20 protein-coding genes and 3 pseudogenes are annotated in these 24,408 nt (G+C 34.6%); 10 read left to right on the forward strand and 13 right to left on the reverse strand.

Features of this window, described 5'->3' with window-relative positions; translation table 11 throughout:
• Window positions 1–12: 12 nt before the first annotated feature.
• Window positions 13–183 (reverse strand): hypothetical protein, encoded by a 171-nt coding sequence (locus tag RHAB15C_RS00675; RefSeq protein WP_194845951.1) that lies wholly within the window; start codon window positions 181–183, stop codon window positions 13–15.
• Between RHAB15C_RS00675 and RHAB15C_RS00680 the strand changes: the two are divergent.
• Window positions 166–282 (forward strand): annotated as a pseudogene (locus RHAB15C_RS00680) (IS5/IS1182 family transposase); the annotation flags it as partial. The gene RHAB15C_RS00675 and the pseudogene RHAB15C_RS00680 overlap by 18 nt on opposite strands.
• Window positions 283–468: 186 nt before the next feature.
• On the opposite strand, the pseudogene RHAB15C_RS00685 reads toward RHAB15C_RS00680, so the two are convergent.
• From RHAB15C_RS00685 to RHAB15C_RS00710, 6 genes and pseudogenes are all read right to left on the reverse strand, one after another.
• Window positions 469–960 (reverse strand): annotated as a pseudogene (locus tag RHAB15C_RS00685) (IS630 family transposase); the annotation flags it as partial.
• Between the two features lie 55 nt (window positions 961–1,015).
• The gene (locus RHAB15C_RS00690; protein WP_220716058.1) at window positions 1,016–1,273 is read right to left on the reverse strand and encodes an IS630 transposase-related protein; all 258 of its coding nucleotides are present in this window, start codon (window positions 1,271–1,273) and stop codon (window positions 1,016–1,018) included.
• A 407-nt stretch (window positions 1,274–1,680) separates the two neighbouring features.
• A pseudogene (locus RHAB15C_RS07500) lies at window positions 1,681–1,775 on the reverse strand (transposase); the annotation flags it as partial.
• Between the two features lie 135 nt (window positions 1,776–1,910).
• Window positions 1,911–2,798 carry a pepsin/retropepsin-like aspartic protease family protein gene (locus RHAB15C_RS00700; protein WP_194845606.1) on the reverse strand — a complete coding sequence of 296 codons (888 nt, stop codon included), beginning with the start codon at window positions 2,796–2,798 and terminating at the stop codon, window positions 1,911–1,913.
• Window positions 2,795–3,109 (reverse strand): hypothetical protein, encoded by a 315-nt coding sequence (locus RHAB15C_RS00705; protein WP_194845605.1) that lies wholly within the window; start codon window positions 3,107–3,109, stop codon window positions 2,795–2,797. The genes RHAB15C_RS00700 and RHAB15C_RS00705 overlap by 4 nt, the downstream gene beginning before the upstream one ends.
• Window positions 3,106–3,363 carry a hypothetical protein gene (locus tag RHAB15C_RS00710; RefSeq protein ID WP_194845604.1) on the reverse strand — a complete coding sequence of 86 codons (258 nt, stop codon included), beginning with the start codon at window positions 3,361–3,363 and terminating at the stop codon, window positions 3,106–3,108. The genes RHAB15C_RS00705 and RHAB15C_RS00710 overlap by 4 nt, the downstream gene beginning before the upstream one ends.
• A gap of 243 nt (window positions 3,364–3,606) precedes the next feature.
• On the opposite strand from RHAB15C_RS00710, the gene RHAB15C_RS07390 reads away from it, so the two are divergent.
• Window positions 3,607–3,783, forward strand: coding sequence for a transposase (locus tag RHAB15C_RS07390; protein WP_194845603.1), 177 nt, complete (start codon window positions 3,607–3,609; stop codon window positions 3,781–3,783).
• A 117-nt stretch (window positions 3,784–3,900) separates the two neighbouring features.
• On the opposite strand, the gene murA is transcribed toward RHAB15C_RS07390, so the two are convergent.
• Entirely contained in the window at window positions 3,901–5,295 is a 1,395-nt protein-coding gene (gene murA / locus RHAB15C_RS00720; protein ID WP_194845615.1) for a UDP-N-acetylglucosamine 1-carboxyvinyltransferase, read from the reverse strand.
• A 158-nt stretch (window positions 5,296–5,453) separates the two neighbouring features.
• Here murA and ddlA point away from each other — a divergent pair, with 158 nt between their 5' ends.
• Both ddlA and ispF read left to right on the forward strand, forming a co-directional pair.
• A complete protein-coding gene (ddlA, locus tag RHAB15C_RS00725; RefSeq protein ID WP_194845602.1) occupies window positions 5,454–6,554 on the forward strand; it encodes a D-alanine--D-alanine ligase in 1,101 nt (366 codons plus the stop codon).
• A gap of 3 nt (window positions 6,555–6,557) precedes the next feature.
• Window positions 6,558–7,043 (forward strand): 2-C-methyl-D-erythritol 2,4-cyclodiphosphate synthase, encoded by a 486-nt coding sequence (gene ispF / locus RHAB15C_RS00730; protein WP_194845601.1) that lies wholly within the window; start codon window positions 6,558–6,560, stop codon window positions 7,041–7,043.
• Here the strand turns inward: ispF and RHAB15C_RS00735 are convergent.
• Entirely contained in the window at window positions 7,040–8,215 is a 1,176-nt protein-coding gene (locus tag RHAB15C_RS00735; protein ID WP_194845600.1) for a diflavin oxidoreductase, read from the reverse strand. The two genes, ispF and RHAB15C_RS00735, sit on opposite strands and share 4 nt — an antisense overlap.
• Window positions 8,216–8,232: 17 nt before the next feature.
• Here RHAB15C_RS00735 and RHAB15C_RS07300 point away from each other — a divergent pair, with 17 nt between their 5' ends.
• Complete coding sequence (locus RHAB15C_RS07300) at window positions 8,233–8,364, forward strand: hypothetical protein (protein WP_281422358.1); 132 nt, start codon at window positions 8,233–8,235, stop codon at window positions 8,362–8,364.
• Here the strand turns inward: RHAB15C_RS07300 and gltX are convergent, their stop codons facing one another.
• Window positions 8,365–9,864 (reverse strand): glutamate--tRNA ligase, encoded by a 1,500-nt coding sequence (gene gltX / locus RHAB15C_RS00740; RefSeq protein ID WP_194845599.1) that lies wholly within the window; start codon window positions 9,862–9,864, stop codon window positions 8,365–8,367.
• Between the two features lie 85 nt (window positions 9,865–9,949).
• Window positions 9,950–11,902, reverse strand: a complete 1,953-nt coding sequence (tsp, locus tag RHAB15C_RS00745) for a tail-specific protease Tsp (protein ID WP_194845598.1) — start codon at window positions 11,900–11,902, stop codon at window positions 9,950–9,952.
• Between the two features lie 325 nt (window positions 11,903–12,227).
• Between tsp and RHAB15C_RS00750 the strand changes: the two genes are divergently transcribed.
• Together RHAB15C_RS00750 and RHAB15C_RS00755 are read left to right on the forward strand one after the other, a co-directional pair.
• On the forward strand, window positions 12,228–12,677 hold the full coding sequence (locus RHAB15C_RS00750) for a helix-turn-helix domain-containing protein (RefSeq protein ID WP_194845597.1): 450 nt from the start codon (window positions 12,228–12,230) through the stop codon (window positions 12,675–12,677).
• 1,304 nt (window positions 12,678–13,981) lie between these two features.
• Window positions 13,982–14,413 (forward strand): helix-turn-helix domain-containing protein, encoded by a 432-nt coding sequence (locus tag RHAB15C_RS00755; protein ID WP_194845596.1) that lies wholly within the window; start codon window positions 13,982–13,984, stop codon window positions 14,411–14,413.
• A 57-nt stretch (window positions 14,414–14,470) separates the two neighbouring features.
• Here RHAB15C_RS00755 and recJ read toward each other — a convergent pair whose 3' ends face one another.
• Window positions 14,471–16,210, reverse strand: a complete 1,740-nt coding sequence (recJ, locus tag RHAB15C_RS00760; RefSeq protein ID WP_194845595.1) for a single-stranded-DNA-specific exonuclease RecJ — start codon at window positions 16,208–16,210, stop codon at window positions 14,471–14,473.
• A gap of 9 nt (window positions 16,211–16,219) precedes the next feature.
• Window positions 16,220–20,740 carry a protein translocase subunit SecD gene (secD, locus tag RHAB15C_RS00765; protein ID WP_194845594.1) on the reverse strand — a complete coding sequence of 1,507 codons (4,521 nt, stop codon included), beginning with the start codon at window positions 20,738–20,740 and terminating at the stop codon, window positions 16,220–16,222.
• 742 nt (window positions 20,741–21,482) lie between these two features.
• Here secD and RHAB15C_RS00770 point away from each other — a divergent pair.
• From RHAB15C_RS00770 to RHAB15C_RS00780, 3 genes are all read left to right on the forward strand, one after another.
• Window positions 21,483–22,778: an adenylosuccinate synthase gene (locus tag RHAB15C_RS00770; RefSeq protein ID WP_194845593.1), complete on the forward strand. Its 1,296-nt coding sequence runs from the start codon at window positions 21,483–21,485 to the stop codon at window positions 22,776–22,778.
• A gap of 67 nt (window positions 22,779–22,845) precedes the next feature.
• A complete protein-coding gene (gene uppS / locus RHAB15C_RS00775; RefSeq protein ID WP_246587569.1) occupies window positions 22,846–23,541 on the forward strand; it encodes an undecaprenyl pyrophosphate synthase in 696 nt (231 codons plus the stop codon).
• Window positions 23,538–24,407 carry a phosphatidate cytidylyltransferase gene (locus tag RHAB15C_RS00780; RefSeq protein ID WP_194845592.1) on the forward strand — a complete coding sequence of 290 codons (870 nt, stop codon included), beginning with the start codon at window positions 23,538–23,540 and terminating at the stop codon, window positions 24,405–24,407. Before uppS ends, RHAB15C_RS00780 begins: the two co-directional genes overlap by 4 nt.
• The last annotated feature ends 1 nt before the right edge of the window (window position 24,408 follow it).

Genomic DNA, 24,408 nt, shown 5'->3' on the forward strand with positions numbered 1-24,408 from the left:
GGGACTTAAATATTAGGGATCTGTTGCTTTCTTTATTTCCTTTTGAGGAAGTTGAGGCAATCTGATCATCTCCAATAATCTTTCAATAAAGCTTGCTCGCATATCAATAGTAGTAAGTTTATTTTCAATACTACTAATATGGTTTTCCATCTTTTCAAACCGAGCATCTATATACTCAAGCATTTTAAAATACTCGCTGATCATTATCGAAACAGACGTAAGCGGCTTGAACTTCGCTTCAATTTAATAGCAGGAATTTATAATTTAGAGCTAATTCAATGAATTTCGAAAGAACTTTATTCATTCCACTTTCATCGATGTAAACTCGACTCTCTTCAGGAATATTTTCTAGCTTTTGTTTAAACTCTTCTCATTTATTTATAGAAAGATGTCTTTTTTTTAAGGTGATTTTCCATCTTTTACATGCGTAAAAATCTGCAATATAGTAGTTTGAATTTAAAATTTCCATTAACTACACACTTGTAAAAAAGATTGATCAATAGCTTCTGCAAGGTTTGAATATAAGGTTAAGGCTTCTTTTACTCTTTTCTTAAAATGTGCCCAAAACTTTTCGATAGGATTCAAATCAGGAGAATAGGGAGGCAAAAATAATACTTCGCATCTAGCTCTTTTAATGATTTCTAAACTCTCTTTGGACTTATGAAAACTCGCATTATCCAAAATAACTACTTGTCCAGGTTTTAGCTCAGGGATGAGTATTTGTTCGAGCCACATGTTAAACAACTGGGTATTACATGTTCCTGTATAACAAAAGGGTGCTAAAATATTTGATCGATTCTTAGCTGCTATAAAACTTTCTCTGTGATAACGATTTCCTGATACAGCCCCATACGCTTTTTCCCCTCTGGGTGCTCTCGCATTCTTCCTTTGAAGATATTCATTAATCCCACTTTCATCGACATAAACTCGATCTTCTTCAGCAATTTCCTCTACTCTCTTTTGAAACTTCTCTCTTTTCTCATCATCTCTTTCTTGATAGAAGGGCGTCTTTTTTTTAAAGTAATCTTTCGGCTATTTCTTTTAAGTAGCTATCCGGATTCTCTTGAAGGTACGCTTTTAGCTTTTCTCCTTCAATTTTATTAGGACGTCTTTTTCTTGTTTTATTAGGAGCCAAGCGCCTTTGTTCTTTTCTCTTGATCCAATTAAATATGCTACGCGCCGTCACTCCAAAGATTTGACTTGCTTCTTCTTTTGAATTGCCTTTCTCTATATAGTCTAATGCTTTTTTTCTTAAATCATAGGAATATGCCATGTAAGCATCATACTTCTTTGTCGTGAAAGTTTAAAGTTAAATTGCTATAGTTTCCAAAGCCACTCTGACGCACTCTAAGGTTTAAAACGGGTATAATGTCAAGAACCATAAATATCTGGCAAGTCTCTCCAAGAGATTACCGTTCGCATCACGTATAAAATGGCACAAAAAAATGATAATCACTAATTAATGAAGATCATCCTCTTTCCTCTTTACATTCAAATAAATAAGGATAGAGATGTCTTTCGAAATAGTCTTCTAATAGGGGATACAAACGTTTGTTCTTCAAACAAGGTCTCCCTATATTTTAAAGATAGATGAATAATATCTAAATAATTAATTTGTTAACAGTATCATAACACAAGGATTCTTAGATTGCCTCATGTAAGCCGCAATTGCATAAAGCGCATTAACCAAAAAAATTACTTATTGATCTATGTCTTGTATGTTCAATCTGGGATATATTTTTTAGTTGATCATTTACAGTTTCTAATAGCTCTTTTACAAATAAGTGCTTTATCCTGGAGATTCATGAACTTATTTTTCATTTTAGATCTTAAATTTATGAATAATTACAAACCTCTATCCATTAGCTTTTCCCTAATTTTATTGACGTACAGTAAGGTAACAAGACCATCTAAGGATGTTCGTTATAAGTCTTTAGAAAAATTTTTTTATTCAAGAAGTCAATACAAACCATGTAATAATCAAAAAAATCAAAACCTAAAATTCCTTGTAATCCAGCATTTGTAAAATCAAAGGAATAAAATGAAAATGTCCCTAAAGAAACACCGTTATTTAATTTAAGTGAGATTTTTTCTATTTCATTACGCAGATCGATAGGAACTTGGAGTGAAGAGCTTTTATCTATCAGAGAAACGTTAGACCCTGTATCCAAAATAAGCTCCTTTCTTCCGACTGAGTCTGTTATCAAGCATAAGCTGATTCCCATTCCTTTATCTAAGTTAAACTCGGTTTCAATCCACTCTCCTTGCTTATATTTTTTTGGGTCTAATTTCCGATTAGGATGTGCTTTTTCAACAATACACAGTTCCCGCTTACGATCAATGAAAAGCACTTTATCAAGAAAAGGTTCCCTTCCTATTTTCCCATAGGTTAACACTTTGGGAGTCTGGGGCTCGAAATCAAGGTTGAAACCCTTTGATTCATTAAATTCTAAATATGGCAATAAATAGTTGCCGATGCGTACTTTAGAGGAGCTAAATACTGGATGGATTAATTTTTTGCCATACGCATCCATTGAACGAGTCGTTTTTTCAGTCTTGGTCAATTGGACCTCTCCCATAACCTCTTTGCTTAAACTCGAAGAATGGGACCCTAGATCTAATATAAGCTGCAATGCATGACCATGAATATTTACATTGACAAGAGGAAGGCCATGGAGAACTTTGATAGGTATGGTTTGCTTGCGACTCTCTTTTTTTGGAAATTCCCTATTGTAAAAAACAAATAACGCAACAATGAGTAAACAAGAGAGGGTAATCCATGTTCTTTTGATTTTCATGATTGGTCTTCTTCTGTAGGTCTGAATGCGAGTAGAGTTTCTCTGATTTTGTCTACAGAGATTCCATTTTCAAGAATGTATTTCGTTACAGCAGTATAAAATATTTTCAATCCTGAGCAAAAAACAGAAGGATTATTGAAGCTGTTTTCTGGACTATAACGAGAGATTAACGCGTTTCCACCACAAACATTTTCCCAGCAACAGGATTTACAACTATCTGGGCTGTTTTTTGATGCTTGGATAATCTCTTGCATTTCAGACGTAGCAAAGAACTGGCCCAACGTGATAGAGGCAATGTTACATTTGTTCATAAGATGGGGAATCCCTGAACGAAGCGAATCATCAGGGGATAGACCTCCATTTGATGAAACAGTGATAGCCTCGATTCCAAAGACATCAATAAAGCATTTTCCAAGCTTAGTTTCTTTTTTCTTCCACTATGGGCTTTTCTGTTTCTCATGGAATCCTCTAGAATATTTATCATTCTATTGAATGTACTTCTTTTAACCCCTGTAAGACGACGAAATTTTTCCTCGTCTAAATTCTTTACACTTTCAAATTTCATATGCCCCCTTCAACAAACAATAGAAGAATAATCAAAAGTGTAATTTCGAAAGAAGTCTAATGAATACTTCCAAGGTGAAAAAGGAAGAGGTATTCACAGGGGGAAAAATATATGGGCTATCTATGGTAATCGTTCTTCTATTATAGCTCCTTTTTGTTATACAGGGATACGCAATACCGCTTTATTTAATACATCGTTAGAAAAAATTCTCTTTCTTGAACTTAAAACCGATCAAGTATCATCATGGACAATACAAGTTTTTCTAAGTCACAGCTGAGTTTAGAAATGATCAAAAAGGCTGGTTGTAAGATCTTATTTTTATCTCTCTATTCACCAGACTTAAATCCAATGGAAATATTTTGGGTCAACTTTAAGAGAAAAGTACGATCAACTCTTAAAAAGTTCAAACATACAAGTTAATGTTGTACTTGAGGATAATACTTCGTTGGGATTTTATCCGTTCTTTGTAAGAAAATAGTCATTGACTCCTATAGTCTTTATCTCAAATTGAATAATCAAGAAGGTAGGATAAAAAACTTATTTGACTGCTTTTGCTTGAGAGATCTGAGCAATGGTATCTACGCATTCCGATAGGGGAATAGGAACGCTTTTTTGTGATACGTATTCGATGTGAGCTCCGATAGAAGAGAGCTTTTCGACTATTTTCTCATAACCGCGTTTTAGATAGTGAACCCCACTAAGTAGGCTTGTTTCAGGGGCGAGTAGTGCTGCCAAAACGTAGGCGAAACCTGCACGTAGATCAGGGATACAAATCTCTTTTGCATGAAGAGGCGTTAGACCTTGGATTACAACACTATGTTGATAATTTTGGGCAGCAAAACGACATAAGCGACCTCCTAGACACTGGGTGAATAATTGAATATCTGCTCCCATGTTTTTTAACGTCTCTATATAGCCAAAGCGATTTTCATAAACCGTTTCATGAACAACAGAAGCTCCGTGTGCTTGGGTGAGTAAAACGACAAAGGGCTGTTGCCAATCGGTTAGAAATCCTGGATGTACATCGGTTTCTAAATGAATGCCACCGCGTAGAGGTCCGTTATAGAAGAATTCAATACCATTTTTCTTCACTTCAAAACCCCCATTAACCTCGCGCAATCTATTTAAGAAAGAAATCATTGATTGGTGCTGAGCTCCTTCTACTAAAACTCTGCCTTTTGTGCTAATAGCAGCTAAAGCAAATGAAGCAGCTTCTGTGCGATCTGAGATGACTGTGTGTTCTACTTCGTGAAATGCTTTAGTCTGCTGAATACGGATTGTGCGATCTACATCCATTTCAATGGTTACCCCTAGTTTTTGTAAAAAGAGCATGAGATCAACGATTTCTGGTTCTATGGCTGCATTTTTAATAACAGTTGTGCCTTTTGCGCTAACAGCAGATAGAATGGTATTTTCTGTAGCTCCTACAGAGGGGTAAGGCAGAGTAATGATATTTCCTATTAAGCCATGATGTGCTCTTGCAAAATATGCTCCCTCTTTTTTCATACGACGGTATTCAATTTGTGCACCTAGCTTTTCTAATGCGTGAATATGAAAATCAATAGGTCTTTTACCGATATTGCACCCACCAGCTGTTGGAACAATAATATCTTCATCTGTGCGACCTAAAAGAGCACCAATCATTAAAATAGGGATCCGGTTAGAGCCAGAAAAGCGCTGAGGAATGTAACAGCTTTTGAGCTCTGGTGTGATAATTTCAATAATTCCGTTTGAGCGATCCCAAGCGATTTGAGATCCGATTTCTTGACAAAGCGCAACAGTTATTTCTACTTCAGAAATATCTGGCACATTGTGGAAAATGCATTTTTTATTGGATAAAAGAGAGGCTACCAAAAGTTTAGTGATCGAATTTTTTGCACCCGCTACTTTTACTTGACCTTTGAGGGGATAATTCCCTTTGATTTTTAGCATATCTGTAAACCTTTGAATAATCTCAAGAATAGGGAGAATAGATCGTTTTGTCAAATGTTTGTCCTTAATTGTAAGATTTTAACAAAATTGATAGTGTAAAATAGCTATTGAGAAATAAGGATCTCTCATAGCATAACAGTTGTACTTAAGGTGAAATCATGAAAAAAAAAGTCAGAGTGGGTCTTCTTTTTGGAGGCAAATCAACAGAACATGAGGTTTCTTTAATTTCAGCGAAAAACATTCTTGAAGCATTAGATCTAGAAAAATATGAGCCGGTTTTAATGAGTATTAATAAACAAGGGCAATGGCATCTAGAAACGCAGGAAACTTTAAAAAAAATGGTTTTTTCTACTGCAATATTAGAGAATTTCACAGAGAAATTAGCCATTGTTCCAATTGAAGAGTGTAAACAGATCGTGAGCTATAAAGACTCTAAGTTGCAACAAAATTTAGACTTGGATGTTATTTTTCCTATTTTACATGGGACATATGGAGAAGATGGAACGATACAAGGATTATTACAATTAGCGAATATTCCCTTTGTAGGTGCTGGTGTGCTTGGGTCTGCTATTGGTATGGATAAAGATGTTATGAAACGTCTCTTGCAACAAGCGGGTATTCCTGTAACCCCTTTTATTTGTCTACATGATTACCAAGAGGTTCCTGTTTTTGAAGAGGTTGTCCTCAAATTAGGTTGTCCTTTCTTTGTAAAACCCGCCAATACAGGATCTTCTATAGGAATATCCAAGGTAAGCAACCAAGTAGCATATCTTTTAGCCATCAAAAACGCTTTTTTATATGATCGCAAAATTTTATTAGAGAAATATATTCAAGGAAGAGAAATCGAATGCGCTGTTTTAGGTAATGAGGATTTACAGGCATCTTTGCCAGGAGAAATAGAGCCTTTGCATGAGTTTTATTCCTATGAAGCAAAATATATAGATGCTAAAGGAGCTAAGCTACATATTCCAGCTTCTCTTGTTAAAGAGCAGATTACACAGATTCAAACAATGGCAATGACCGTTTTCCGAACCCTATGTTGTGAGGGTATGGCACGAGTAGACTTCTTTTTAACAAAAAATCAAGAACTTTTAATTAATGAAATCAATACCATTCCTGGATTTACGCGAATTAGCATGTATCCCAAATTATGGGAGATCAGTGGGCTTTCCTATTCTCAACTCATCGATCAATTAATTCAACTAGCTATTACACGACATGGGAAAGGGAAAAAAACACAAACTAGAATCGGAGTGTAAAAGATGTCTTGCACGCGCGTAGGAATTGGTCAAGATAGTCATCGATTTCTAGATCCAGATGCGATCAAGCCCTGTATAATTGGGGGGTTAATCTTTCCAGAAGCTCCTGGTTTAGATGCAGATTCAGATGGAGATGTGGTATTTCATGCGATTTGTAATGCGATTACTTCTGTTACAGGGGTTTCTATTTTAGGAGATATTGCTATTAAGCTCTGTCATCAAGAAGGAGTAACCGATTCACAGATTTATCTGGAGCATGCTTTAAAAACTTTAAGGAAACAAAAAGTACAACACGTAGCTCTTAGCATTGAAGGCAAAAAACCAAGGTTACAAAGCCGTATCGATGAGATGCGTCAATCTATTGCAAGAGTGATGCAACTAGAGATCCTTCAGGTAGGAATTACGGTAACTTCTGGTAATGGATTAACAGATTTTGGATGTGGTGATGGGTTGCAGTGTTTTTGCATTCTTACCACAGTAGAATGTTAATACACTTCTTTTACATAGCGTTTTTGCTTTTTAAGAGCCTTGACATAGCTCAAGGTCTCTTCTTGGCTCATTTTCCCTTGGTTGCAAATGATTTGTTCCAGGGTTTTCTCTACATCTTTAGACATCTGTTTTGCATCTCCACAGAGATAGAAATAAGCGCCTTCTTGAAGCCAATGCCAGATCTTTTGAGCTTGCATAAGAAGTTTATGTTGTACATAGATTTTATCTTCTTGGTCACGAGAGAAAGCTAGATCGAGATTGAGCTTTTTTGTTGCAACTAGATTTTCCCAAAAATCTTGGTAAAAGAAGTCGTATTTTCGATTTCTTTCCCCAAAGAATAACCAGTTTTTCCCTGTATGTTCTTTAATGATCCTTTCTTGAATAAAGCTTCTAAAAGGAGCCACTCCAGTCCCAGGCCCTACCATAATTATAGGAGCTGTTGGATCTTCTGGAAGTGTAAAGTCTTTAGCGGGTTGTATGTAAACAGCTAATTTAGTCTCTTCTAACTTGGCTAAGTTGCATAAAAAATGACTTCCCGTCCCATATTGAATACGGTTATTTTTTTTGTACTCTATTAAAACGACCGTCAACTCTAAACGATGGGGATAAGCTAGTTGTGAGGAGGCAATAGAATAAAATCGAGGTAGCATAGGAGAGAGATTTTCACAAAATTTTTCTAGAGGGATGTTTGTAGTATCATATGTTTTTAAAAAGTCTATTAAATCGGTTTGGGCTAGGTACTGCGTTAAATGTTCTTTGGATTGAGGATGTAGTAATTTTTCTAACCGTTGTTTTTCTTGGGAATTTTGTGTATGTGCCCAAAATGCTTTTAACATATGAGAAGTCAATCGAGTGATATTTACCCTTTTTACTAATAGTTCATATAAAGAAAGAGTTGTATTACTACGAGCATAGTAAACCTGTTGCTCTAGATCTTGTTGTAGAAATTCCGAGATTTTTAATGCTATAAGAGGGTCATTTTCAGGATAGATAGCAATGGCATCTCCTGGTTTAAAGTTAATAGCAGCATTGTGGATATCTAGGGCAAGATGAAATGTCTTTTTTGTTGACTCAGGTTTTGTTAAGAGTATACGCTCTAAAATAGAGATAAATGCTGGATTTTTTCGATAGTATAGTTGATTACAAACGGAAGAATCTTTGAGGATAGACATAAAAATCAAAAGGTGTTATGAAAATACAGTATTTTATTTTAGGGATTTCCTTAGGGCTTCTTTGTGCATGTACAGGTGGTGGTGGATATCAGCGCCATTACATTATCTCAGATAAATCTGAGCAATCTTCTTATGAAAGCCCCCATTAATTATAAAGACCTACAATCTTTTGTATGCCATGCTTTTGTCAAGAGGTCTAGTTTTTTATTAGAAAGACCGCCCAAGTATTGAATAGCATTTAACAATCTGGCACGCACTCTATCTTTACCTAGAATCTCTACGGAATCAAACAAAGGCAATCCATGGCGTTTTCCTGTAATAGCTCCATATAATAAAGGGATTACCATTTTTTTATGATGAATGTCAAATTTCTCAGAGACTTCATGAGAAGCTCTTTCAATCCCTGGTTTTTTCCAATTTTCCTGTGCATCCATACTCCAAATCATTGCTTGTAAAAGGGAAGCGCTTTTTTCTTTTGTCAATTGATTAGGGCAGAGCAATTCATCTGTATAAGCAAGGTGGTTAAGGAAAAAGAAGTCACATAGCTGCATGAAATCGCCAAAGGTTTTCATGCGCGTATGACAAAGAGGCATAAGTTTTTGCATAAAAGCATCATTGAATGACCACTCCTTGATTCTTTCCCATAAAGCATTCTCAGGGATGGTATTAATCAGGTATTGCTGGTTAAGCCAATCTAACTTTTGAATATCAAAATAGGCTCCAGAAGTACCGATGCGAGAGGGTTCAAATTCACGGATAATTTCTTCTAAACTATAGAGTTCCTTATCGTTTAACATGCTATAGCCCATTAGACTTAAGAAATTGATAAACGCTTCCTGTAGATATCCGCTATTTCGGTAGTAGAAGATAGAAGTGGGATTTTTTCTTTTTGATAATTTTTTACCATTTTTACCCAGAAGTAAAGGCATATGCATAAATACAGGAGGAGTCCATCCAAAGCTTTCATAGAGAAAGATATGTTTAGGTGTTGAGCTCATCCATTCATCCCCTCTAATGACATGAGAGATGTTCATGAGGTGATCATCAACTACATTTGCTAAATGATAGGTAGGAAATCCATCGGATTTGAGTAAAATCTGATCATCTATATCAGCCCAAGGACAGCTGATCCGTCCTTTAGCTGCATCTTCAAAGACGCATTCACCTGATAAAGGGATCTTAAGACGAACCACATAAGGGTGGCCTTCTTTTTCTCGTATAGCAACCTCTTCAGTGCTTAAATTACGATATCTACGATCATAACCTAGCCGTTTCCCCAGTTTACCAGCCATTTCTCGCATTTCAGAGAGCTCTTGAGGAGTAGCAAAACATTTATAGGCTTTTTTTTGCTCTATTAATAGCTGACAATATTTGTGGTAGATATCAGTGCGTTCTGATTGGCGATAAGGTCCAAAAGGTCCTCCAACATCAGGTCCTTCATGCCATGTAATGCCTACCCATTTAAGAGCTTCATAAATATTTTTTTCATACTCTGGTCTAGAGCGGGTTTGATCTGTGTCTTCGATTCTTAAAATGAATTCTCCATCGAAATGATGAGCAAAAATATAATTGAAAAGGGCCATGTATGCCGTGCCTACATGAGGATCTCCTGTAGGAGATGGCGCAATGCGAACGCGTACTTTTTTCATTTTTTACTTAAAATAAAAGAGGTTTGGAAGGAATAATTTTTCACTATTAGTAAATAGAAGGCAAGCATTTTTTAACTAAAACTTTTTACGCTGCTGGAGCTACAAAAGGTTTTTCTTTTTCTGTTAATAAAATATAGTCTTTCATTACTTTAATTGTTTCTTCTAATTGCAAATCATTTAACCCAAAGAATAAGGTGAGCTCTCCTAGCTCATCTTTCTTTGCTAGTTCTTTCAAGAAATTTTGATAATTTTTGTTAGTAGCAACTCGCTCTTCTGCATTTTTTTTCAAGAGGCTTAAGTTTTTAATAGGTAAAACAGATTGTTTGTCTTCTTGATAAAGTTTACTAATCTTTTTTTTGTGGATAAAAGGGATGTCAGCGAGGTTATCTTCAAAATGAGGCTCAATATGGTCTGTTTCTACAGGAAACTTAGAATATTTCTCCCCAATTTCTAATTCAGATAATACTCCAGGAAGCACAATATCACTTGTCACTCCAACGAGTTGGGGACTTTTACCTGAAGCTGTATAATATCTACCTCTAGTTACCTTATACTCTCCTTTAGGGTTTACTTTACCGAAATTATTGCATTCTAAAGTAAAGGTTTGAAAAGTTCCTTTTCCAAATGTTTCGGGATCTCCTATAATAATAGCTCTTCCATAGTCCTTAAGAGTTTGTGCTACGATTTCTGAAGAAGAAGCGCTCATGCGGTTGATAAGGACAATTAATGGACCATCCCACTCTTTTTTATTTTCTAAGTTGCGTAAGTGAAAAACCTTATCTTGATTATCCTTAATAGAAACAACAATCCCTTTTGAAAGAAATAAGCCACTTACCGCCACAGCCTCGGTTAACAAGCCACCTGCATTATTACGCAGATCAAGAATAATTCCTTTTAAAAGATGGTTTTTCTTAATCTCCTCTATAGCTTTAGCTAAATCGGTTGCGGAACTGCTATGATTATCTTGATAAAAGCAAAATAAATGTAAGATAGCAATCACGCCATTTCCATAAGGCTCTATTTGTGTTTCTAATCTGGATTCTTTTAAAACGATCTCCCCGCGAATAAGTTCAATTTCTAGCTTGTTTTCTTTAATGTTTTCTCCTTCTTTTACCTCGCGCAGCACTGTTAGCATTACAGAAGACCCTTGAGGACCGCGAATAAGTTCTACAGCTTCTATGATTTCTAAACCTATAATTGGCTCGTTGTTTACAGCAACAATTCGATCTCCAATTTTTAATTTATCAGGGAAGCTAGCTGGGCTTTTTTCTAGAATATGCACTACTGTAAGCCCATTAAGGTCATCTCTTAATTGTGCTCCAATTCCAAATAAACGTTGTTGTACTTGAATCATAAACTGACTGGCTTCAGCAGGAGTAAAATAAATGGTTTGAGAGTCTAAGGCGGAGCTTATGGACTTAAGAACATAGGATAGAATAATGCGCAGCCTTTCCTGGTCTGTTTTTCCTTTTAAATCGTTTTCTCGGCAAAGCCTTCTTTTTGTTAATCTTTGCATAAACTGATTGCGGATATCGGGATCTATTTTTGTTGCAGTACGAAGCTGCAATGACTTAATTCGCAATAGACGCTCTTTTAATGCATCTACATTTTTTGCCCATGCAATATCTTTAAATTCTAAGTGAGAAACATCTTCAGGAAGAGGAGCATTTTCCAGTTGCTTTTCTAGAGAATTCCTTCTGTCGATAGCTAGGAGGATCTGTTGGTGCATTTCTTCAAAAACGGTAAATTTTTCTAATGCATATTCCGCTAAAACCGCTTTAAGAAGCTCTTCGGAGGGGTCTGTCCACCTAATTATTTCATAATCAAGAAAATAAGTTTTTAAGGGATCTAGCTCTTCTAAGTAGTTTTTAAGAGCTCTTTTAATGAGTTCGGGGCTAAGCTGTTGATAAGAAACATGGGCTTTTAAAATTTCTTCTGTTTTTAACCTTGTTTCTTTAGCTGTTAATTTAGGTGGTTCTACTGCTTCTAAGCCTGTTAGCTTAACAAGTAATATGAATATAAGTAGAATGCGAAGCATGATTTAAGTCTTTGATTTTAAGTATAATAAAAACATTTATTTAAAACTCTATAATTTTAGCTTATGACAAAGTTAAAGTTTATAGCTAGAAAAAAGCAATTGTCTATTTCTGTTTTTCTAATATCTATTCTAATTAAAAAAATTAATATATGCTTGATTTCAATTCATTTATATGCCATAATAATTGTTCGAAGTGACAAATAAAATAGTTTAATTACTAATTTTAATCAAATAGCGCCTCTAATTTATTAGTTATTGGTTTTTGCAGTTGATGGGTGCTTCAGTTTGATAAAAGATATCTTGATTTTTTGGAGGATATATAAAAATGGAAAGAGAAGAAATCCAAGGTGGATTAGAGGAATTAAATTCTTCAAGTAAGAAGATTGTGTCGATTACAGAGGCAGCTAAGATCAACAATGTAACACGACAGGCGATTTATGTAGCGATTAAGCAAAAAAAGCTTAAAGCTAAAAAAGATGCAACAAGATGGACAATTGATCTTGCAGATCTTGAGTTATATCGTAATGGGAAGTATTCCCGTACGAAATCGATGTACAACGGGGAACTTTTATTTGACAATCATAAAGGATTTTATTCCGTTAATCAAGTTGCTCAATTATTAAATGTGCCTGCTCAGAAAGTATACTATGCAACACGCGTAGGACTCATGAAAGCGCATCGTAGAGGAGCTGCCTGGGTAGTTCATATTGATGATATTAAAGAATATCGAGAAAACTATCTGAATAAGAAAGTGCATCGTTTCGAAGCTGTATAAACTTAAAATCTGAATCTCATGATTCGAGAGTTCTTATGAAGTTTTTATAAAAACCACTAAGTTTAAGTACTTAGTGGTTTTTATTTTTTCTCTTAAAAATTAAGAGATCCTGTTATGTTCTGAGAATTTACTGTTGCAGAATCTCTTAATAGCTGATCATTCTTAAAATTTTTTATGAACGATGAGTAATCGGGCTAATTTATTTTTTTCACAATAGCTTTGTTGCTTTTGTAAGCTTTCAGAAGCGTATTGTAATAGCCAAGGATCTAGCTCTATAGCCTTTTAAGCATAAAATCGTATCAGAAGCATATTGTGCTACTCAAGCATTCTGCTACATAGCAGTGCACACGGATAGGTTTATTATTTTTTTATAATCTGTAGAAGAGAATTTTAGAACCCAAGAGCTCTTCAATACAGCCTGAAGTATAAAGCCACAGCTATTTTTTAGCTTTATTATAAGAAAATTTTAAGGGGAAGGCATCGTCTTTTTTGTATATCAGCGTTTACGATAGAAATCATGGTATCTTTTGTAGAAAGAAGCTAGCTCTTGAAAATGCTTTTCTTTAATTCTTTAGCAGCAAGATTAAATGCGCTACTACCTTCTCTTAATTTTAGCAAGTGTATATTAAAATAGGTTGAGGTCTTCAGTTGTAATATGTCCGATAGGTGTCATTTGACTTCTTTTTAATTTATATTAATTTACGAAAGCAAATCATTATATTAGTAATAAAATTATTATAAACAAGTTTATCTATAATTTATTCTAATAAACTTTTTATTCTAGAGTAGATATCTTTGAGTAAATGCAAAAGATTTGTATAAAAATACCAGTATTATTTTTCTTTTCCAGGATAAAGGTAACTGGGTTTTTTAATAGTTATTTATACTACTATTAATTATAAAAGTTTATGTTTTAAATTTAATTTTAAATATATTTATTTGATTTAATTGATGTGTTTTTTTATTAAAATTTAATTTTTCATATACATATAATTTATGGTTCTGCTAAAAAACAAAAATTTGTTGAAATAAATAAGATTGTTTTTGCTATGGACTAAAAAACGCTTAAGATACACTTAGGAGCTATTAAATGGATTGCTTTTGAAAGATTTAAATTTTTTATTTAATCATGATTTTTTATTTTTTTGAAAAATAAAATATATAAAAATAAAATGTTAATTATGTTTTTATAATATTCACTCTTTAGTTTAAAATTAAAGTAGAAATAAGAGTAATTTTTTGATTTTAACAAAATAATATGTACTTTTTATAATTAATTATAACTATAAATTAGAGGTGTCTCTATGAACTCAATCGAATCCGCAGAGGAAAAAAAGTTTGTTACGCTATCAGAAGCGGCAAAAATTAATAAGGTGACACGTCAAGCTATTTATGTGGCGATTAAACAAAAAAAGTTAAAAGCTTATAAAAATCCAACCCGTTGGATTATCGATATAGAAGATTTAGATCAATATAAAAAAATGAAATATTCTCGATCTAAATCTATGCACAATGGAGAGTTATTGTTTGATAATAAAAAAGGATATTATTCAATTCAGCAGGCAGCTAAATTATTAAAAGTGCCTTATCAAAAAATTTACTATGCAACACGTATTGGTTTATTAAAAGCCTGCCGTAAAGGATCTGCATGGATTGTGCATATTGATAATATTAAGCAATATCAAAGTTGTTACCTGAATAAAATGATTTCTAATATAGATGAGGATGTTTCGTAATTTATCAGAAAATTTAAAACAAACGCATCGGGATTTTCATGAGATGCGTTTGTTTTTTTAAGAAAAGTTAGCAAGTTGAAAGTCGCGAATTTGTAATTGGATACTTGATTTATTTAGAAAGTTGTTAATATGAGGGGTAAATGCAATATGTAATAGTAGTTTTTTTTTAAGTAGGCGCTGTTTTTTGTCGGCCATTCCAAAAGCAATGCCTTCTAGCATACGATCTTGTTGTTCGAGATAAAGCTTAAGATGAGTTTTCCCAACGATTTTTGGAGGCCAAATCTGTTTAGCATCACAATAGAGAATTGGGGCAGGATTTTCATTTCCAAAAGGTTCAAGCAAATTAAAAGATTCCATAAAATCAAAAGTTAAATCTCCAAATTGGATATTTGCATTTAGATAGATTTTAGCAATGATATCCTGATCTTTGAGATGAAGATTAGCAGCTTTTATAAATTGCTCTTTAAAAGCGAGAATGTTTTCTTCTTTAATAGTCAGGCCTGCTGCGAAGTCATGGCCTCCAAAGTTTTCCAAGAGATCACTACTTTCACGTAATTGTTGTAAAAGAGGAAATTCAGGAATTGTCCTTATAGAGCCCTTTCCTAGTCCCTGGTCAATGGAAATAACTACAGTTGGCCTATTATATTGTTTGGCAATACGAGCAGTAATAATCGGAATAATTCCAGGGTGCCATTTATTAGAAAAGATGACTATGGCTTTTTGATGAAGTATTTGGGGATTACGTAAAATATACTGCTCTACATCTTCAGAATCGCGTCTTTCAATTTTTTGTCTTTCAATGTTATTTAGGTCTAATTCTTTTGCTAAAGATTCAGCTGCATTAGCATCTCGAATTAATAGCAACTCAATACCTTTAAGAGGATCTGCAATTCTTCCCAGACTATTGAGACGGGGGGCTACTTTAGAAGCAATATCAATAGGAGTGATCTCTCCTAATTTAAGACTACAGATAGAAAATAATTTAGTAAGGCCAATTCTTCTGGTTTTTCGCATTTGGCGTAGACCATAACGTACCAGGATTCTATTTTCACCCAAAAGAGAACCCATATCAGCAATTGTGCCTAAAGCAACTAAATCTAAATAGCGTTTAAGATCGATTTTTGTAGGACTAATAGACCCGTTTGCAATCAAAGTATTTGTAATAGCGTGAGCTAGTTTAAAGGCAACGCCTACTCCGGTAAGATTTCGATTAGGATAAGTACTATTAAATAACTTAGGATTTAATGTGGCAATACAGTGTGGCAGCTTTGCGGTGGGCTCATGATGATCTGTTACAATTACATCGATATTTTTTTTTACAGCTTCCTGAATTTCATTAGCAGCGGTAATGCCGCAATCCACTGTAATAATTAATTTACATTGTTTTTGGATAGCAAAGTCAATAGCATCAAGAATTAAACTCTGTTTAAGTGAGTTGCGATTAGGTATATAGAAAAAAATATTCCCACCAATAAATCTTAAAAATTCTGTTAGAAGTGCTGCTGCTGTAATTCCATCGACATCATTATCTCCATAGATGAGAATATTTTCCTTTTGAGAAAGGGCTTGCAATACGCGGTGTACAGCTTTATCCATATCAGGGAAGAGGTGAGGATCAAACAAGTGAGGGAGTTTAGCATATAAAAAATCATGTATCTCTTCTAAAGTTTTAAAATTTCTAGAAGCTAGAACATAGGCTGTAACAGGATGAATGCTAAATTCTTTAATAATTGTTTTATGCCATTCTGGATCAACTTTGGGATAAACCCATATAGGATCGCAGTAGTTTAATATCATGCATGTATCCTATCGCTCATTTAATTTCATTTTGCTTAATTTCTGTAATTCCCATTCATAAAAAAACTTCATTAGAGGGGCTGCAATGAACAACGATGATAAAGTTCCAAAAATAACACCAATAACCATAACTAAAGAAAACCCAAATAGAGTAGATCCACCTAAGAATAACAGAGGAACTAGTACAAGCAAGGTAGTCCCTGATGTCATAAGGGTTCTACTTAAAGTTACATTTAAAGCGTGATTCATGATATCAATTAAGCTCATTTTACGCATAAATTGCATATCTTCTCGAATCCTATCGAAAACAATAATTGTATCATTCAAAGAATATCCAATGATTGTCATAAGCGCTGCAATTGTATTCAGATCAATTTGAATAGGAACATGTAATTTATGCAAGATTGCAATAGCGGATAAAGTAAAGAATAGATCATGAGCTAAACATAGAATAGCGCTAATTGCGTAGTTAAATTCAAAGCGAATGGTAATGTATATAAGAATACATAGCATAGCGATACTAATTCCAATCAAAGCGTTGTTACGCATAGTATCGGAGAGCTGTCCGCTCACTTCTGTCCATTGTTTATTTAAGCTTTGTAGGCTAGAAGGAGTTAATGAAAGTCCCGATTTTTCTAATGATTGCACAACCCATACAATTTTTGGATTGGTTTGATAAGGGTAATTAGACTCTTTTAGGGTATATTCAAGAGGCAGATTTGCAAAAGGATGACCCTCTTCCTGCAAGCTTCTACTTAAAAAGATACGAACCTGGTTATTGGGAGTAAGTTCTCTTATTTGTACTTCATTATTAGTAGCACCGGCACGTGTAAGAGCTTTTTCTACAGAGTATCTATAGTTGTTTTCTGTATCAGGAGTTAGTTCAACGATAAGTGCATAACCTCCTCTAAAATCCATACCAAAAATAGTATTGCGTTGAGTAACTAGCATAAAAGAACCAATGAGAATTACGCAGAAAGAAAGAAACAATGCAGGTTTTGCGTATTTAAAGAAATTGAAGTCTTTTGTTTTAAACCAATTTAGCATGTTCAATTTCTTGTGGTTAGGATTCTCTATCCATTTAGAGAAGAAAAAGCGCGTCATAAAAAGTGCAGTGAACATGGAAGAGATAATTCCAATAATCATAGTAATGGCAAAAGCTTTAATAGGTCCTGAATCAAAATTCAGTAGAACTAAGGCTGCAATAATTGTAGTGATATTAGAGTCTAGGATTGCAGAAAAAGCTTTGCGATAACCCGCATGAATGGCCATAGCAATACGACCTGTTGTCTGAAACTCTTCGCGGATTCTTTCAAAGACTAAAACGTTCGCATCAACTGCCATACCAACTGTTAAAATAATCCCTGCAATCCCAGCTAAACTCAGAGTTGCTTGTAGGTTTTGTAATGTGCCCCATAAAATCAATAGGTTAAAAATAACAGCGATTGAAGCAATCATTCCACCAAAGCGATAGTAACTTACCATAGCTGCTATAACAAGACATAAGGCAATCATAGTTGCAACAATACCTTGCATTCTTTCTTTAACTCCTAGTTCTGGAGACACATTTTTCTCAGCGAGAACATGAGGAGTAAAACTTAAAGAACCTGCTTTAAGGTCAGCTTCTAATTGACTAATTTCTCTTTGTGTAAAGCTTCCAGTAATCATCCCACTGTCTTTTAGTTCTGAGTCTAAAGTAGGGGAACTAATTACAGAACCGTTGAGAATAACAGCCATGCGCCACCCTCTTCCTGCAGAAAAAGATTCTCTATCTGTGCCTTGAATTTTTTCTTTAGAGAACTGAGAAGTCCAAGCCAATAAATTATCGCGAGGATATTGCTTATTTCCTGATTTATCTGTGAAGGAGCCTTTAACAGAAAATGCAAGAAAATTTCCTTTGGAAGGATCATAAGAAGCGTGAATATTTTCTAAATTAGAACCTTCTAAAGCAAAATTACGAAACACAATGAGTAAAGGATGAGTTTGTCCATTCCAGCTAGTGAAGTCACTTCCTCTAAGCATAGCAATTTTAGAATAGGTTTCATTAAAGTTGCTATTTATAGGTCCGTTAAGAGCAAAACGCAGCCCGTTTTCATAAAGTGTTTTAGCAGATTCGGAACGAGGCTGTACTAATTTTGAGTCTAGAGAATCACCATATAAATGCTTGCTTGCAATGAGGTAAATGTCTTCAATATCTTTACAGTTGGTAACTACAGCTTCATTCCAAATTTCTTGTAAAAATTTTTGTGTAGCATCAGCTAGCTCTATATTATTTGGGCTGAATTTTTCATTAACTATTTGAAAACACATCGAAGAGGATTTTACAAGATCACTAGCCGATAATCCTTGTGCACCAGGAAAATCTAATGCAATAGTATTACCTTCCTGACGAATGTTTACTTCTGATATGCCCATTTTATTTACACGAGCGTATAATTCATTGATCCCTTGCTTGATATCTATCGGGTCTATTACTGTTTTTCCATTATGGTCAACGAGTTCTAATTGAACGGTTTTACCACCAGATAAATCTAATCCCCAATGTAAAATCTTACGATTATCTCCTCTAAAATATTTTTTTAAACTTAAGCAGAAATTATTCCAATAAATGTTATGAACAGGCTTTGGTACATCGTATTTGGTAACGCCTCTGGCTTGATTTTGGGCAGCAAAATAATCATCTCGCCATTTAAGTAGATCTTCATGTATTTGATTGAAGATTTTATTTTCGGTAAGTAGCCTTTGCTCAAGATTGGTAAACTCTAGTATAGCAAAGCGCTTTGTTCCAGAAACTTTGAAATTTTCTCTTGTTGATTTTAGTAGGATTTGATAATAGTTTTCCTGCTCGAAAATCAGATCTTGGCTAAATTCAGGATCAAAGGCATAACCTGCTGTAGGATAATCTACAAATCCACTTTTTTGTAAAATTTCACGAAGCTGGTTAAAATCTTGAATGAATTGGTTGGTTTGAGCGGAATGGCTCTCATTTTGCAAACGAGATAAAATTTTATCCATCCCCTTAGCAACTACGTAAATAGAATGAGAACGAAATCCAGGCACAGGGGTCGCAGCATAACTAGCTGGAGCATAGACGACTAAAGCGAGTTTTTGTTCTGCAAGTGGAAGAGCTTTATAAGTATCATAGTCGTAAATAGGCAATGCGTTGCGTTGTAGATCGGGATGAATGGGATGCCAAAAACGCAGAAGTGTTTCTTTAACCTGAGAAGACATTTTATGCGCAATTTGGCCTAGATCCATAGCAAGAAAACTTTTGCTATCGGATAACTGATTTAATCTAATTTCAAAACGACCTTGAAAAGGAGAAATTATCTCATCTGCTGATCTTGCGATGAAAGCAATTTCATTGTACATCAATTGATCTGCTTGATCCTCTAGATAAGAAGGTTGTAAACCTTTTTCTCTCATCGCTTCTATATCTTCATAGAGGTCTAAAAAGATTTTTTCTTGGCTCAATTCAATAAAAATACTTTTAATAAAAGGGTTATATCCCTCTAGGGCAATTGTTTGCGTATTATGATCCTGTGTCAAATTCTTTTGCAAATCTTCATAAGACAAAGGATTTTTGGCTTTCATAAATAGATCGAGATGTTTCTTGATAACTTGGGTAGCTTGCTTGAGGGCTTGCGTTTTATCGCTTAAGGATTCTAGCCTTTGTTGTTCTAAAGTAGTTAAGAACATAGCTGTTTTTTCTGCTTGCGCGCTCTTATTTTGAAGCTGCTCTTTTTCTTTTAAGAGCTTTTCCTGTAGAGTCTCTAATCTTTGGATCCAGCTTTGCATAAAACCTTGGCGATCCTCTAGATTGCATTGAGTAAAGCTAGCAAAATAGCGCTCGGCGATTAAAGAGCTTTCCCCATATACATTGGTAAAGCTAAGAATATTTTTAGCAATTTGCACAAACTGATCTTCTTGGATCGCACCTGTTTGTTTTAAAGCATTTTGTAAATAAAGAGCATTTTGTGTAGAACCAGCAATTGAAGAAGCTATTTGTAGAGCGCGGTCTTGAACAATTTTCTCATAAAAAGGGGTAGGTTTTCCTAGAGAGTCCCACTTACGGGAGAACTGATAATAGGTAAGGGCATCAAAATGGATAGGAATGCGTCTTTGTACAATAACTGTTCTACTATTTGTATCAACATCTTCATGTAAAAATAGCTGTGCGGGTAAAAAAGGAATCAGTTGACCAGCTCTAGGCAAGTAAGTACGAAATAGGTTAGCTTCTTCTGTATTTTTAAAAGAAATTGTAATAATTTGAGGTTGCCTAGCATCAAGAGCTATTGTTTGTGGTTTTACCTCAAGCAGATTGCAAAAAGAATGCAACCATTTTTCTGCTTCTTCCTCAAGTTGATTGACTCTTTCAGAGATAGAAACAGCTATTTGCTCTGCTCTTTTCTCTTCGATAGGTTGCTGTAAAGGTTTACTGTAATAAAAAACAGTAGGCAATATATTGTATACGGTAAGAGCAATAACAATAAAGATGAGATATAACTGCCATTTTTTTTGCTTTTTCATGTAAATTCCCAATTGAGATCTAAAAGATTTTAACAGATTTAGAATACGGATAGTGCTCGATTCTGTCTATTAAAGAATTTTTTTACGATAGCAATCGTTCTTAAGTTTAAAGAGAAGAATAAAAGATTTCTTTTAAATATAGATGCTTATTTTTTTGAGTTAAAATCAATAAAAGATCATTTTAATTTATGAAAAGACTCGAAGTAACTTTTGTCCCTCTATTTCTAAATTAAATTCGTTCACGATCTTATTTTTTTCAAGAAGGTGCTCTATTGCTTTTGGGTCTATTTTGAAACAACTAACATGCATAAGATTTTAAACGATTTTTTGAAAAAAATAGCGAACCATTTCTTATGTCATTTGTATCATTAAGAGTGCTAATTTCTTCGAATATATCTTTATTCATCTACAGCTTGTATAACATGGAAGAAATCAAGAAATGCCATTACACATTTGTTTGTAATCCCTATAGAACTACTCATACTTATCTCCTTAAATAAGGAGATGAAGTTTTAAATTTCAACTGAATAAAAAGCAAGTTTTTAGAAATGTCGGAAAACATGCTAATTTTTATTCTAGAAATATAAATAACTATTAAAAATACAACTATTGAGAAATAGATCTGCCCTTATCAGGCTATTTAAGAGAAGCATGTTTTTACAGAAAAATCATCGATTCAAATCAAGCATTTGCTACACTCTTCTTTTAAATATACAATTGCGACTTAAGAAGGTTTTGAAATATGTCTAGCATGATTGTGGTAGGAGCTCAATGGGGAGATGAAGGAAAAGGAAAAGTTACCGATCTATTAGCAAAATCAGTCGACTTTGTAGTTAGAGCTCAAGGGGGGAACAATGCAGGGCATACCATTTTAATAGATTCTCACGAGCTTCGATTTCATTTAATTCCATCGGGTATTTTACATCCTAATACACAGTGTCTGATCGCAGGTGGCACTGTGATTGATCCAGGTTCTTTTTTGGAAGAAGTGAATTGTTTAAGAAAAGAAGGGATTGATTTTGCAGGTCGGTTGTGGCTGTCTAATTATGCACATGTGATTTTTCCCTATCATAAGTTACTAGACAAGTTGTATGAGAATCGAAAGAAAGATCGAGCCATTGGCACCACAGGAAAAGGAATTGGACCTTGTTATGCAGACCGATCTAGCCGAATAGGAATTCGATTAGCAGAATTTATGCGATCAGATATTTTAAGAGAAAGGTTACAAGCCACGCTTTTTTCGAAAAATCAAGAACTACAAATCATTTTTCAACAAGAGCCTCTACTATTGGATTCTTTATTAGAGGAATGCCATCAACTAGCTGCCAAATTAAAACCTTTTATAGCGCCTGTTGAAGAGTGGATTGCTGAAGCTCTTAAAATGGGAAAGAAAGTGTTATTTGAAGGAGCCCAGGGGACTCTTTTAGATAACAACTTTGGCTCTTATCCATATGTAACTTCTTCTAGCACGATTGCAGCAGGTATTATTGCAGGGGCAGGAATTGGACCAACGAAGATCGATCATGTTCTTGGCGTGGTAAAAACATACACAACGCGTGTAGGAGAAGGACCTCTGCCAACTGCTTTTACAGAAAAAGAACAGAAAATGTTTGTTGCGTCTAAAGCGCGCGAAATAGGAGCAACAACTGGAAGAACAAGGCGTATGGGTTGGTTTGATGCTTGTTTAGTCCGTTATTCTGCAAAGTTAAATGGGCTCGATTCAATGGCTTTAACTAAATTGGATATTTTAGATATATTAGATGAAATTAAAATTTGTACTCACTATCGCTTAGATGGGGTTATTTTAGAGTCTCCTCCTGCTTTAATTGAAGACCTAGCACGAGTTGAACCTATATATGAAGTTCTAGAAGGATGGGGAAAAAAAACATCTCACCTGTCTTCTTATAAGGAACTACCAGAAAAAGCTATTTATTATCTTAAGCGAATTTCAGAATTAATAGATATACCTATTAGCATGGTCTCGTTAGGCCCTGATCGAAAAAGTACTCTTTTTTTACACCAATTTTTTAAAAAATAAATTTTATATGCAGATGTTAAATGCTCCAAAAAGTGCTTTGGAAGATTCTTTAGCTTTAGATAAAAATATGCTCCCAAAACATGTTGCAATTATCATGGATGGGAATAGAAGATGGGCTAAAAAAAATGGTTTACCTGTTATGATGGGGCATTGGCAAGGTGCTAAAACCATCATTGATGTTGTAATCTCTGCAATTAAATGGAATATAAAAGTATTAACGGTTTATGCTTTTTCTACAGAAAATTGGCAAAGATCTCAGCAGGAAGTAGATAGTTTAATGTATCTATGTAAAATTTATTTGCGTAGATTTTGTTTTAAAATGATTAAGGAGCAAGTTCGGTTGCAGACAATTGGGGATCTTACTAAAATACCTAAAGATGTTTATCAAACTATATGTGATGTAAAACAAGCAACCAAAAATTGCAGTCAAATCGATTTAGTACTAGCTATCAATTATGGTGGTAGAGATGACATTAAAAGAGCTCTTGTTAATATCGTAGAGGACATTCAAAGTGGACGTTTAAGCAGATCTGAAATTAATGAGCAGCTAATTACTCAATATTTAGATACTTCTTATTGGCCTGATCCAGATCTTCTCATTCGTACAAGTGGAGAGAAAAGACAAAGCAATTTTCTGCTTTGGCAACTTTCTTATAGCGAATTTTATCACACAGAAGTGTTATGGCCAGATTTTTCTGAGAAAGAGCTAATAAAAGCTTTATATCAATTTCAACAACGTCAAAGGCGATTTGGAGGCCTATGACCATAAAGAGAATGGCAGATTTAAGCTCTAGGTTAATGACTTCTATTTCAGTAGGGGTTTGTGTCGCAACATTAATTGTTTTTTCTCCTTTGCCTTTCATTAGTCTTCTGCTCATGTTTTTTGTAGCCGGAATTTCTGCTACTGGGGTTTGGGAATACGCGCAATTGGCTATTGCTAAAAAAAGGCATCCAGCTACGCGCTTAATGATGGCTATAGCAATTTTGGAAGTAATTGCTTTATATATATCTCTGGTTTTTGTAGATCTCCCTCAACTGCCCATTTTAGTTGTAGCGTTAGGTGTTATTGCTTTCTTTGTACATCGTTTTAAAAGAGTAACAGGATCTTTGAATGAAATCGCTATAGAATTTTTTGGAATTATTTATGTAGCAGTCCCTTTGAGCTTAATTTTAGGAGTCCTTTATCCTAATCCCCATCAGGGGTTCCCTCAGGAAGGGCGTTGGTGGCTTTTATATTTGATTGTTGTCACAAAAATTACCGATGTAAGCGCTTATTTTGTAGGAAGACTTTGGGGAAAAAATAAATTGTGTCCTTCTTTAAGCCCTCAGAAAACAGTAGAAGGGGCAATTGCTGGGTTTATTGGGGCTGTTTGTGCAAGCCTAGCTATTCATAAGCTAGCGGTTTACATGCAAGCAGAATGGTTTCATCTTTCTCTTTCAGAGTCAGTATGGCTTGGGATGTTAATTGGAGTATTAGGGCAAATGGGAGATTTAGCAGAATCTCTTTTAAAAAGAGATGCTGTTGTTAAAGATAGCAATGCTCTACCTGGATTGGGGGGTGTTTTAGATATGGTAGATTCTTTACTATTTACTACGCCTATTGTATATTTCTTTTTGCGGATGCATTAAA

The sequence above is a fragment of the Candidatus Rhabdochlamydia porcellionis genome, assembly GCF_015356815.2.
Classification (GTDB): domain Bacteria; phylum Chlamydiota; class Chlamydiia; order Chlamydiales; family Rhabdochlamydiaceae; genus Rhabdochlamydia; species Rhabdochlamydia porcellionis.

What these genes read in the sequence shown, in the direction of transcription:
- RHAB15C_RS00675 (WP_194845951.1), bottom strand. Translation starts at nt 183, where the DNA reads ATGCTTGAGTATATAGATGCTCGGTTTGAAAAGATGGAAAACCATATT.
- RHAB15C_RS00690 (WP_220716058.1), bottom strand. Translation starts at nt 1,273, where the DNA reads ATGGCATATTCCTATGATTTAAGAAAAAAAGCATTAGACTATATAGAG.
- RHAB15C_RS00700 (WP_194845606.1), bottom strand. Translation starts at nt 2,798, where the DNA reads ATGAAAATCAAAAGAACATGGATTACCCTCTCTTGTTTACTCATTGTT.
- RHAB15C_RS00705 (WP_194845605.1), bottom strand. Translation starts at nt 3,109, where the DNA reads ATGAACAAATGTAACATTGCCTCTATCACGTTGGGCCAGTTCTTTGCT.
- RHAB15C_RS00710 (WP_194845604.1), bottom strand. Translation starts at nt 3,363, where the DNA reads ATGAAATTTGAAAGTGTAAAGAATTTAGACGAGGAAAAATTTCGTCGT.
- RHAB15C_RS07390 (WP_194845603.1), top strand. Translation starts at nt 3,607, where the DNA reads ATGGACAATACAAGTTTTTCTAAGTCACAGCTGAGTTTAGAAATGATC.
- murA (WP_194845615.1), bottom strand. Translation starts at nt 5,295, where the DNA reads ATGCTAAAAATCAAAGGGAATTATCCCCTCAAAGGTCAAGTAAAAGTA.
- ddlA (WP_194845602.1), top strand. Translation starts at nt 5,454, where the DNA reads ATGAAAAAAAAAGTCAGAGTGGGTCTTCTTTTTGGAGGCAAATCAACA.
- ispF (WP_194845601.1), top strand. Translation starts at nt 6,558, where the DNA reads ATGTCTTGCACGCGCGTAGGAATTGGTCAAGATAGTCATCGATTTCTA.
- RHAB15C_RS00735 (WP_194845600.1), bottom strand. Translation starts at nt 8,215, where the DNA reads ATGTCTATCCTCAAAGATTCTTCCGTTTGTAATCAACTATACTATCGA.
- RHAB15C_RS07300 (WP_281422358.1), top strand. Translation starts at nt 8,233, where the DNA reads ATGAAAATACAGTATTTTATTTTAGGGATTTCCTTAGGGCTTCTTTGT.
- gltX (WP_194845599.1), bottom strand. Translation starts at nt 9,864, where the DNA reads ATGAAAAAAGTACGCGTTCGCATTGCGCCATCTCCTACAGGAGATCCT.
- tsp (WP_194845598.1), bottom strand. Translation starts at nt 11,902, where the DNA reads ATGCTTCGCATTCTACTTATATTCATATTACTTGTTAAGCTAACAGGC.
- RHAB15C_RS00750 (WP_194845597.1), top strand. Translation starts at nt 12,228, where the DNA reads ATGGAAAGAGAAGAAATCCAAGGTGGATTAGAGGAATTAAATTCTTCA.
- RHAB15C_RS00755 (WP_194845596.1), top strand. Translation starts at nt 13,982, where the DNA reads ATGAACTCAATCGAATCCGCAGAGGAAAAAAAGTTTGTTACGCTATCA.
- recJ (WP_194845595.1), bottom strand. Translation starts at nt 16,210, where the DNA reads ATGATATTAAACTACTGCGATCCTATATGGGTTTATCCCAAAGTTGAT.
- secD (WP_194845594.1), bottom strand. Translation starts at nt 20,740, where the DNA reads ATGAAAAAGCAAAAAAAATGGCAGTTATATCTCATCTTTATTGTTATT.
- RHAB15C_RS00770 (WP_194845593.1), top strand. Translation starts at nt 21,483, where the DNA reads ATGTCTAGCATGATTGTGGTAGGAGCTCAATGGGGAGATGAAGGAAAA.
- uppS (WP_246587569.1), top strand. Translation starts at nt 22,846, where the DNA reads ATGCTCCCAAAACATGTTGCAATTATCATGGATGGGAATAGAAGATGG.
- RHAB15C_RS00780 (WP_194845592.1), top strand. Translation starts at nt 23,538, where the DNA reads ATGACCATAAAGAGAATGGCAGATTTAAGCTCTAGGTTAATGACTTCT.